The following is a 10,439-nucleotide window of genomic DNA, read 5'->3' as shown; positions in this document are numbered from 1 at the left end:
ATTTGGTATTTTATCCATCATTACAACTATGTTTTGAGCCAATGAATATCTAATCACTACATATTTATCACTACCCTTACCCGTTAATTTTACATTATTTGATGCAACAATTGTAGAATTGGAAGAGAATGTTAAAGTTGAATTAGAAGTATTTACAAAACTGGGAATATTTGTTGAGTTTGATATATTAGAATGTTCGGCAGTATTTTGTGTTTTATTATAATTTCCATATGCACTTAAAGCACAAACTAACAAGCTAGATCCAAGCATTAATAAAAACTTTGTGTACATAATATTTTGAGTCAACGTGCGAGACAAACTCCATTATACCACAGCCGACGCTATAGCAACAAAATCGCAATCATTCTCATCTGTGATCGCTATCACTGCATCGGCATCCTAATTATGGACACAAGTATAGGCCAATCCAATTACTACTGTTTTGAATATGTCTAAAACTTGATTAATATGAGTTCGTTTATACTTTCTCATCAGTCCAGCCATAGTTGTTCATTCCCCTTGGAATTTTATGATGATTGAGGAACTCTTGAAAATGTGAAAACTTCTTAATTTTTACAGACTAATCAATCAAATTACCCGCTTTGTCAATAGTGTGCGAGTGCCAACCATTTCTCACCCTTGCTAACCCGTTATAAAATTTTTCAGCCTCATCAAACTGTGGTTTGATAACTATCTCACCATTCTGAGCCATGTAGCCCCACTTATTATTTATCATGACAGGGGCGAATCCTTCACCGAAGTCTAAACCCCCGTCTAATTGCTGTTTATTGATTGGATTACCTTGTTTATTGATGTAACCAAAAGTTTTATTAACATTTCTTACCCTTGCTAGCCCTTCACAAAATTTGCCACCCCATAAATATTTAGGGTCGATAACTATTTTGCCTGTTTGATCGATATAGCCAACATTATAACCTAGCCCAACTCTTGCCAGCCCTTCGGAAAATTTTTGCGCTGAATTAAATTGAGCCTGAATTACTACCTCACCTGTCCGAGTTTCATAGCCCCACTTACCAGATTCCTGAAATGGTACTGGTAAATTATCCAGGGGTTCTAATTCTGCTGTAGTCTGTTTTAAGGCGTTTAATGCTTCAGTTGCATCTCTGTAGCGGTGGCGGAAATCATACCGTACCATTTTGGCCAAAATATCCGCTAACCATTTGCTGACATTGACCTGCTCGCACCAACTATGTTTGGGAATTCGATCAACTGCTAACCCTGTTAGAGCTTGGATTGCCATTCGTCCTAAACTATAGATATCACTTGCCAACTGTGGGTTGCCATCAATTTGTTCAATCGGCATATAAGAGAGAGTACCAATCTCAATTGTGCTGGAGATATTCTCTATCCCAGGAATCACTTCTTTAGCAGCACCAAAGTCAATTAGGATTAGCTTATGATCTGAATATCGTCGCATAATGTTGCTGGGCTTGATATCTCTATGAATTACACCCTGCTCATGTACATAAGCCAGCACTTTCAGCACCCCTTGCAACAGTTCGATCACCTCATCCTCACTCCAGGGTTTACCGACAGTGATTTCGTTGCTCAGGTCGTGTCCTTCAATATACTCCTGAACAATATAAAAGTCTTGATTTTCTTCAAAATAATCGATATACTTGGGAATTTGGTCATGCTCCTTACCAAGCGTTATTAAAATTTCAGCTTCATGCTTAAAACGGCCAACCATATCTGAATCGTCTTTTCTGTTAGATTTTAGCAGTTTAACAACGCATTTATGGTGAGGAACCGAGAGTTTTTGTGGGGATTCGGCTAGATAAGTTTCGCCAAAACCACCCGAACCTAATTTTTCTTTAATGAGATAGCGATCTTGCAGTGTTGTACCAATCATTTTCCTAACCTTACCAGTCAGTTTTATTAACCACAAAGTATTAGAGGAAATACTCAAAAATTTTGGTAGTAAGAGACGATATCCAGTCTCTTACTACCAAATCACAATCCTCCGCGACCTCTATCGCCCAAAGTGAATATCTTATAAAAAAAGGGCTAGCAATTACACCAGCCCTTCAACTAATTTGAGATGTTAGATTCACAACAATCTCACATCTCAAACCTCAAAACAATCTAGCTTCTGTCAGTAACAGCCGCAGGCTCAAAGCTCGGAACCACAACATCAGCATTCTGCTTAGTCAACTGATTGTACAGCCGTTCAGTATTCGGGAAATTGGCAGCAGGCAGAGTCGGGAAGCGGCGGTAAGGAACAGTATCCTCGCCAAACGCCTCCGCATATTCAACAGTGCTCAACATCGCGTTGATAAAGCCCTTAATCCCTTTACTTGCCAAGATTTGGTTGTACGTCCGAATCTCCGCTTGATTAAGAGGAGCGCGGCCCAAGAAGTGCTTGGTTCCCAACTCAATCACCTTAGTATTGGGATAAGGTGCGTAGAACTGTTTCACGTACAGTGGCGAGCAACCCAAAGACTCAATGAACTCCTTGAGATTGATTTCATTGTTACCCAGTTTGCTTTCCAGCGCCGTGAATTCATTCTTCACATACGCATTCATGTCGCGCTCAAAAACTTGACGGTAAGCAGCTTGAATTAAAGTTTTCAAAGCTACTTTGTCTTGAGTTCCAGTCAGCTTGAACACCTTAGTTTGTTCGCGCCGCTTGCTGACACCTTGAACGAGGCGATTTTCCAACTCGATATCGCCGAGATTGCTCGCAACACCAAGTTCGATAAACCGAGGTGTTTCTGTCGCCAGCTCAACGTTGACCTTTTTCTCACCAAAGGAACTCGATCGCATCGTCCGCATCGACAAACCAGCCGGAGTCACGTAGCGCTCGTAGGGGACAGTATCTTCCCCGAAAGCTTCGTTGTACTCCAGAGAATCCATGATGCCATCGACCAGCGCGTAGAAACCCTTCTTGGCGCAAATGTCAAAGTAAGCGTTCATTTCCTGGCGGCCGTAGGTAGGGCGTCCCAGGAGTCGGCGGTGGATGTACTCGATCGCCTTACAAACGTAGAGCTTGCTCCAGTACATATTGCGGAACACATCAGACTTCGCCAACATCCGAATAAACTCGCGCATCGGAATATCGCCGTTTTCCAGCTTAATTTCCGCCACCTTTTGGCGCTGGCCATCGAAAACATCGCGACCAAACACTTGCAGGTAAGCAGCCCGAATCACCGCTTGGGTGGAGCTTTCGGTAAATTTGACACTGGAAGCACTGCTGTAGCTGCTTGCTGACACACCGCGAATTGATTTTTTATTAGATGTGTAACCACCGGGGAGCTGGTCTAATTTAAAGACCTTGGGGCCGAGAGAGCCGGGAGCCTTGCCACGGGCATCCGGGTTGCTGAGTTGGTTTTCAATACCTGCACCTTGACGGATCAGGATGCGGCGGGTGTCCTTGCCGAAGGGAGCGGGACGGCTCTTGGGGTTGCGAGTTTCTTTCGGGAAAATCGCGCCGAACTGAATTTCTAAGGGGTCGTTACCAACGCCGTAAACGTGCTGGTCTGGTAGCGGCTGGTTGTAGCCGGCAAACAAGGTGATGAACTGAGGAACCTTGCGGAACGGAGCGCTGAAATTGAACAAATCAATTTGCGGGCCCCAGTTGCGGCATTCCTGAGCTTCTTGGCCCAAACCGCGCAGGTAAGGCACTGTTTCTTCGCCGAAGTAGTCGGAATATTCCTGGGAATAAACCATTGCGTCTACGAGGGCTGCCAGGCCGCCTTTAGTGACGATCGCAAAATACTTACTAAATTCCTCACGCGAGCTCAAACCGCGGCCGAGGAAGTGGCGAGCGGCAAGTTCTACAGCGCGGCTGTTGACAAACGGTTCATAGAATTGCTTGCGGTACAGAGGAGATTTACCCAATCGGCGGATAAACTCTTTCATCGAGATTTCGCCGTTTTTGACCTTGGATTCCAGGTCAGAAATGCTTTGGCTGTAAGCGCGGGTAATGTCGCGCTCGAATACTTGGCGGTAAGCTGCTTTGACTATTTCTTGCTTTTCGCCTGACGACAGACCGGTTTTCATCGCGAATTTCGATCGTCTCTCAGCAGCGTTGAAATAGATTTGAGGCAGTTGTAGCCCTTGTTGATCCTTGGTTTCGCGCTGGCGCACCTTGTCTGAAGGTGTGGGAGCTTTGAATTCGGTAATGGCTACGTCGAAATACTGTGCGACGATCGCGCGTCCGGCCTCATCATTCTTGAAATAACCCAAGGATGCAGCCTTCATTTCCTGCATTGCCACAATTGTAGCCGCCGAAGAGCAAGCATTTTCGATAATTTCCCGCAATCCGCGCACGTTCACCGAAATAATGTTCGGGTCGCCAGCGACAATTGCGTAGGTAATGTAGCGCAAAAACCAGCTTAAATCCCGCAGGGATTTAGTCATGTTGCTCGGCCCATAGCGCGAGACATTAATCGGCTGAAAACCTGCTGGGATGGGGCCGTTATTGCCACCGTTAGTAGAAAACAGATTTCCCAAGCCCAATAATCCGCCGCCACCTGAGCCTTTGCCGCCGCCGCCACCTGCGCGACCTTCAACGTAAGTAACAGTTCCCAGTTTCATGCCTTCAGAGACATTCTCCGAACCGCCGCGAGTCGCGCCAGCCATAGCCATCACTGGTTCTGCTGGTCTTTCCAAAAATGCCAGCGGAGAACCGCCGGTAAAAATCCGGTTAGCCGCGCGGGATACGATCAGTTCCGAATTCCTAGTCAGTGTTTCAGAGATTGCGATCCGAAGAGCACCGGAACTGAAATAAGTTGCTAGTTCGCTGAGTTCGCCCCGCTGTAGGAAGCGGTCTTGCTGTTCAGCTTGCGAAATCGTTGCGACTGGTACAGTTTGATATAGTTGCGGACGTGCAACTGAGCTTCCACCACTTGCTTTTACAGTCATTAGACTCTTTCGCTCCCTATCTAAATTATCGTTGCAGCATTTACCCAGACTAACCTTGCCTTCTGATGCAGGTACAACTAGGTATTTTGCTTTGTTTACTTTTTGCCTTGACCTGTCACGAGGTTCGGGCGCTTACTTTCTTAGATTAAAATGTTTTGGTTTCATCTTTCTTCCTGCCGGGAAATGTCCGACCCGAAGACAGGCGCGGGGAAATCCCTCTGCGCTTGCCTCGCCCGTACACCCGTAAAACAAAAAACTCGGCAGGAGAGTTGACGAGTGGGCGATCGCAGCCAGTGCCGTCAATTAAGGAAAAAGAAAATCCAAAATTTTCTTCTGCCTTTTTCTGGGTCTTTTACTTTCTGCCGAAAGATGCTTCCGCTTTACCCGAAAGCTCAGCGGTGGGTGATTGACAGTCCTTGTTTGTTAAAAAGCCTGCCGAGACTTATTGTATAGATTTAAGAGAGCGTATATGAGAAAAAATGATAAGTTTTATTACGCGAAAGCTGTCAGTGCTTGGCTCTCAGGGGTTAGTCGATCGCCTGCTCCCTCTGTTTGAGGCTGGCCCAACTCGTTCCCGACACTCCCATTGCAAGTAACGAAGCAAGAGGAGTGTACCGCGTAGCAGCGCTCGGAGCGAGGTTCTTCAGGTAAGCGAGCGTCCCGCTCGCAGTCCGAAAAAACGCTTTTTACACTCATCGGGATGCTCCCGAAGCTACTGATAACTAATCTCAACACTCACGCAAAGATTGCCTCAACTATGGATACTACGCCTGATATCAGTGCTGCCGTGCGGCGACTCTACGATACTTTCCCTTTCCCACCCGATCCCTTGTCGGATGAACCACCACCAGGTTATAACTGGCGCTGGAGTTGGCCTGATGCTTACAATTTTTGCACCGGCCAAAAGCCGCCAAAACTCGATATTCGGATTTTAGATGCTGGCTGTGGTACTGGTTCGAGCACGGATTATCTGATTCACCTCAATCCTGAAGCGTCGGTAACGGCGATCGACCTTAGTTCGGGTGCTTTGAATGTAGCACAAGAACGCTGTCGGCGATCCGGCGCGCGCGAAGCCGATTTTCGCCATCTCAGCATCTACGATGCCGATCGACTCGAAGGGGAGTTTGATTTGATCAACTGTGTGGGCGTGCTGCACCATTTGCCCGATCCGATTCGGGGCATTCAAGCGCTGGCGACGAAGTTGGCAAGCGGCGGTTTGATGCACATTTTTGTGTATGCTGAGCTCGGACGCTGGGAGATTCAATTGATGCAAAGGGCGATCGCACTTCTGCAAGGAAACCACAAAGGCGACTATCCCGATGGAGTCAAAGTCGGCCGTCAAATCTTTGCTTCTTTACCAGAAAACAACCGTCTTGTCAAGTACGAAAAACAGCGTTGGGCGGGAGAAAATCAGCGGGACGAATGTTTTGCGGATATGTACGTTCACCCGCAGGAAATTGACTACAATATCGAGACTTTGTTCGAGTTAATTGACGCTTCGGGATTGGAATTTCTCGGTTTTTCTAATCCGGGATATTGGCAGTTAGAGCGACTTTTGGGCAAAGCGCCGGAATTGATAGAAAGAGCGAAAGGCTTGACGGAACGGGAGCTTTATCGATTAATTGAATTGTTGGATACAGAAATCACTCATTACGAGTTTTTCTTGGGCAAAAAGCCTGTTAATAAGATTGATTGGTCGGACGACAAGGCACTGTTGGCGGCAATTCCAGAGTTGAGTGGTTGTATGCACGGTTGGCCGAGCGATCAAGTGTTTGATTGCAACTACCAATTAATCAATTTGTCAAGTGCTGAATTTAAGTTTTTGCAAGGTTGCAATACCGGAACTGTAGGGGAGATTTTGGCGGATGTCGAGATTGGACTGGATGAAGTGCGATCGATCTTATCCAAACAGCTCATTTTGCTAACACCCGGTAAAATCTAAGGGCGGGCAAGATGCCCACCCCACAATCAAATTAGATTTTTGTGGAACAGGCATCTTGCCTGTTCTTGAAAATGGTGAAAAATGTGAGTAAAATCCAAAATCCCATGACTTTTCAATTTCCAACCGTAGTCAAAGAACGTCTTCAGGCATCGCCCTCACAGATAGCCGAATTTTGCCATCGCTGGAATATTATTGAATTAGCATTATTCGGTTCAATCCTGCGAGATGACTTCCGTCCCGATAGCGATATAGACATTTTAGCAAGCTTTGCCCCCAACATTTGCTGGAATCTTTTCGACTTTTTTCAAATGCAAGAACAATTAGAAACGATGTTGGGGCGCGACGTAGATTTAACTCAGAAACAACAGATAAATAACCCTTTTAGTCGAACAGAAATCCTGCGTACTTGTCACATCATCTACTCTAAAAATCGCAGTATTTCCAGTTTGTACTTTTCAATTAAACCAGCAAATCTAACTATGCAAGCAGACAATAGAAATCAGGCTGCCCTCTGGGATATGATAGAGGCAATTAAGCAAATAATGGAGTTTACCACTAGCTTGTCCTGTGCAGAATACCGAGTAAATAGGATGGTGCAGCGGGCTGTTGAAAGAGAGTTTGAAATTCTCGGCGAGGCTGCTAGGAGAATTTCGGAGGAATTCCGTCAAGCTAATGATGATATTGATTGGCGCAATATTATTAATTTGCGGAATATCATTGCTCATCGGTACGATCGCGTGGAGCCAGACACTCTCTGGAATATCATTGTCACAGTGTTGCCAGGTTTGCTAAGCCAGTTAGAGTTGTTGCTACCACCGCTGCCGCCAGGTGTGGAATTACCTGATTGAATCCGTGGCATAAATCCTCCAATCCAAATCCCAAAGGGATTGACAGAGGCCCCCAAATGTGGATACGCTTTGAAATTAGAGGTTGCTTTGCTTGTAGAGGAAGTAGCCCGCGTCGCCCAAAAATCTAGTTGCACTGCCCAAAGCTGCTGGTAACAGCAATGGACAGCTAACCGCCAAACTGATACAAGCAGTCTGGAGGCTAACGGAGTATCTTAACATTCTCTGTAGCCGCCCTGCTATGCGTTGAAATGCGGGGCGGCTGGGTTTTTGGGTTTTTCTAGAAAACCCAAAACCAGGAGAACATATTATGTCACAGGAATTCTTGCCTGACGACAACCAATTTGCACGACCAAATGACGACTCAGCAGCAGAATCCGAACAGGATGTGGTGTGTGTAACGGTGACAGGTTCGCCCAAGGGTGTCAGGGAAACCATACTCACCTTGTACCGGCTGGGATTTGCCGAAGTTGGCGATTGGAGTCCCGTACAGCGTGCAGCTAATCCGAAGCAAGTGATGAGTGTGCTGATTCGCCGTCGGAAGCGCAAAGCGTAGGTGTTTGCTCGTTCCCAGGCTAGAGCTTGGGAACACATTCCATGAGGATCGGCCTCCTGTTTTTGTTTTTATCCGCTAGCGAGGCAGAGTCTCTGGATCTCGGTTCCCAGGCCTTAGCCTGGGAACCAGTTAATAAGACCAACAAAAAAAGCTATAGGTTGCGATTAATTCTTTGAATCGGTCGGACGTAATTTGTATTAGCTCTAACCCAGCAGCGAAATCGACTGAATGAAGTACCAACCCATAGCCAAGGTTTTCCCCGTCGGTCAAGAGAAATTCCAACAGTATCAAATCTTTCTCCAGGTGGCATAACTCTATCAACGGGCAAATCAAGCTGATCCAATCGGTTACTTTGACCAGTCCTATCTTGACAACGAACATTCAAACCTTCTGGATCTACCGCTTCCCACACCCAAGGCATGACTCCACTATTTCCGTTGACAATGCGGTAGTCTCCATTTTTGTCAGCCTCTGGATATGTGTTGGGATTTTGAACTTGGAGCAACGGAGTAGCGACGCTCGCACCAGAAAAAGAAGGAAAGAAAACTCCGGCAGTAGAGATTAGACCAATCAAAAGATTTTTAAACATAAGAACGATATACCTCACCTGACCAAAAAACCCTATACACCTGAAGGTTTAACGTAAAAAAGCTAGACCCGCAACCGCTCCAACCTTACCAACACTCCCACCGTTCCGACCGTGCCAGCGAAACGATCGCCAAACTTGCCAATCATGCCAGCCGTACCAGTGCGACAGTCCGAACACATTCCATGAGGCTCTGCCTCCTGTTTTTATTTTTATCCGTTAGCGAGGCATAGCCTCTGGATCTCGGTTCCCAGGCTCAGGCCTGGGAACCAGTTAAATCAGGATAAGAGTATAACCTGATTTACAGCCTCAAACACCTATAAAAACAAGCTAGGCGGGAAAACTCACATTTCCCCGCCTAAACTCTGCAACCTTTGCAGTTACATAGTTCATGAGATATAAGGAATGGTGATTAGGGGACTATTACAAACAACATTTTTTACTGCATAATCGATAGTCAAGCCATAAATTACTTTGTCATTATTTATCAAATCCATTAATTTAATTTTACCAAATGCTAACTTAGAAAAAATATATTTATAATACAAAAGTTCGTCGTGTAGAGACTTATCTACATCTCGACCTCGATACAACATCATATCAACAATATCAGACCTTGAAAACTTTTCCGAAAATTCGACATTATCACTGAATAAAGAATTTGTTTTTACATCAGATGCCGAGAGGTTAAGTAAATTCTTTTTAACTTTATAAAAATCATCGCCTAAGTCAAAATAAACAACAGGGTAAAGACGGTGAACGGACTGATTTTTAAAATATTGAGTGACATAGCTACCATTGTTATTCGTGCTTACCTTCAGTTGAATTCCAGCATTTTTTAGTTTTCCAGTAGTTATATTGTTAAGAACACCTAATTCTTTTACTTTTGTCGCGCTATCAATCCAGCATATATCTCTATCACTCTGCCGAGAGTACCATCCTGTAAAACATGGTGTGTTTTTTGTTGTTGCTAAACCTGTTCCTATCGCATGATAATTATTTGGGGTTTCCAAAAAAGGATGGTAAAAAATTTGTTTTAATAAGCTAATACAAGTATTTTTGTCTTCTCTAAAAAACCGTGCGATATTAGCCCACTTAGCATTTTTTCTTACATCACTATTACATTCTCTTACAACCATTCCTTCTATTGTGTATCCCAAAAGTAGGCTTATCATCACTGATTTTTGGGTAGTGTTGCGACATTCTATAAATGGCTGAAATTGGAAACTATTTGTTGTACGATCAAAATATATAGCCTCCACATCTATTAACAAATTAATAAAATTTTCTGTTTGGGTATAATACAACTTATTATCAATTAAACTTTTTTGCTGAATATCAAAGTCAAAAAGGTTTAATTGAATAGCTTCTTCAGTGATTTTGTTATCGCTTAAAACATTAATTTTATTTCTTAAAAAATTACCATTTTTGAGAACAGTTGATGTTAAGTTATTTTCGGGAAATGATATTAAGTTGTTTTCTGGAAGAATTAAAAGAGAATTTAACATCATAGAATGTAAACAAATTGTGAAAAGTAAATAGAGACAGCACTTAAAACATATTGTAATTCTATATCTTGACGTAAACCCTTTAATCCTCTTAAACCCTCTACACCCTAACCGT

Annotated in this window: 9 protein-coding genes; 3 read left to right on the top strand and 6 right to left on the bottom strand. The window is 44.3% G+C overall.

The window, feature by feature from the left end; genetic code table 11:
• The 3 genes from QUB52_RS21825 to QUB52_RS21815 all read right to left on the bottom strand — a co-directional run.
• Positions 1–291: hypothetical protein (locus QUB52_RS21825; protein WP_332974713.1), on the bottom strand; the 291-nt coding region annotated here is incomplete at its 3' end.
• A 289-nt stretch (positions 292–580) separates the two neighbouring features.
• Positions 581–1,930 carry a protein kinase domain-containing protein gene (locus tag QUB52_RS21820; protein WP_332974714.1) on the bottom strand — a complete coding sequence of 450 codons (1,350 nt, stop codon included), beginning with the start codon at positions 1,928–1,930 and terminating at the stop codon, positions 581–583.
• A gap of 176 nt (positions 1,931–2,106) precedes the next feature.
• Positions 2,107–4,887, bottom strand: coding sequence for a phycobilisome rod-core linker polypeptide (locus QUB52_RS21815; protein ID WP_332974715.1), 2,781 nt, complete (start codon positions 4,885–4,887; stop codon positions 2,107–2,109).
• A 757-nt stretch (positions 4,888–5,644) separates the two neighbouring features.
• Here QUB52_RS21815 and QUB52_RS21810 point away from each other — a divergent pair.
• Both QUB52_RS21810 and QUB52_RS21805 read left to right on the top strand, forming a co-directional pair.
• Positions 5,645–6,829, top strand: a complete 1,185-nt coding sequence (locus tag QUB52_RS21810; RefSeq protein WP_332974717.1) for a class I SAM-dependent methyltransferase — start codon at positions 5,645–5,647, stop codon at positions 6,827–6,829.
• A gap of 104 nt (positions 6,830–6,933) precedes the next feature.
• The gene (locus QUB52_RS21805; protein ID WP_332974718.1) at positions 6,934–7,677 is read left to right on the top strand and encodes a HepT-like ribonuclease domain-containing protein; all 744 of its coding nucleotides are present in this window, start codon (positions 6,934–6,936) and stop codon (positions 7,675–7,677) included.
• Between the two features lie 75 nt (positions 7,678–7,752).
• Here the strand turns inward: QUB52_RS21805 and QUB52_RS21800 are convergent, their stop codons facing one another.
• A complete protein-coding gene (locus QUB52_RS21800) occupies positions 7,753–7,896 on the bottom strand; it encodes a hypothetical protein (protein WP_332968055.1) in 144 nt (47 codons plus the stop codon).
• Between the two features lie 88 nt (positions 7,897–7,984).
• Between QUB52_RS21800 and QUB52_RS21795 the strand changes: the two genes are divergently transcribed.
• A complete protein-coding gene (locus QUB52_RS21795) occupies positions 7,985–8,230 on the top strand; it encodes a hypothetical protein (RefSeq protein WP_332974719.1) in 246 nt (81 codons plus the stop codon).
• Positions 8,231–8,381: 151 nt separating this feature from the next.
• Here QUB52_RS21795 and QUB52_RS21790 read toward each other — a convergent pair whose 3' ends face one another.
• Both QUB52_RS21790 and QUB52_RS21785 read right to left on the bottom strand, forming a co-directional pair.
• On the bottom strand, positions 8,382–8,819 hold the full coding sequence (locus tag QUB52_RS21790; RefSeq protein ID WP_332974720.1) for a hypothetical protein: 438 nt from the start codon (positions 8,817–8,819) through the stop codon (positions 8,382–8,384).
• Positions 8,820–9,205: 386 nt separating this feature from the next.
• Complete coding sequence (locus tag QUB52_RS21785; protein WP_332974722.1) at positions 9,206–10,327, bottom strand: hypothetical protein; 1,122 nt, start codon at positions 10,325–10,327, stop codon at positions 9,206–9,208.
• Between the last annotated feature and the right edge of the window lie 112 nt (positions 10,328–10,439).

Origin of the sequence: Microcoleus sp. A6-C6, assembly GCF_036705955.1 — a bacterium.
Classification (GTDB): Bacteria; Cyanobacteriota; Cyanobacteriia; order Cyanobacteriales; family Microcoleaceae; genus Microcoleus.
This window is presented reverse-complemented; position numbering and strand designations above follow the sequence as displayed.

What these genes read in the sequence shown, in the direction of transcription:
- QUB52_RS21815 (WP_332974715.1), bottom strand. Translation starts at nt 4,887, where the DNA reads ATGACTGTAAAAGCAAGTGGTGGAAGCTCAGTTGCACGTCCGCAACTA.
- QUB52_RS21810 (WP_332974717.1), top strand. Translation starts at nt 5,645, where the DNA reads ATGGATACTACGCCTGATATCAGTGCTGCCGTGCGGCGACTCTACGAT.
- QUB52_RS21805 (WP_332974718.1), top strand. Translation starts at nt 6,934, where the DNA reads ATGACTTTTCAATTTCCAACCGTAGTCAAAGAACGTCTTCAGGCATCG.
- QUB52_RS21800 (WP_332968055.1), bottom strand. Translation starts at nt 7,896, where the DNA reads ATGTTAAGATACTCCGTTAGCCTCCAGACTGCTTGTATCAGTTTGGCG.
- QUB52_RS21795 (WP_332974719.1), top strand. Translation starts at nt 7,985, where the DNA reads ATGTCACAGGAATTCTTGCCTGACGACAACCAATTTGCACGACCAAAT.
- QUB52_RS21790 (WP_332974720.1), bottom strand. Translation starts at nt 8,819, where the DNA reads ATGTTTAAAAATCTTTTGATTGGTCTAATCTCTACTGCCGGAGTTTTC.
- QUB52_RS21785 (WP_332974722.1), bottom strand. Translation starts at nt 10,327, where the DNA reads ATGATGTTAAATTCTCTTTTAATTCTTCCAGAAAACAACTTAATATCA.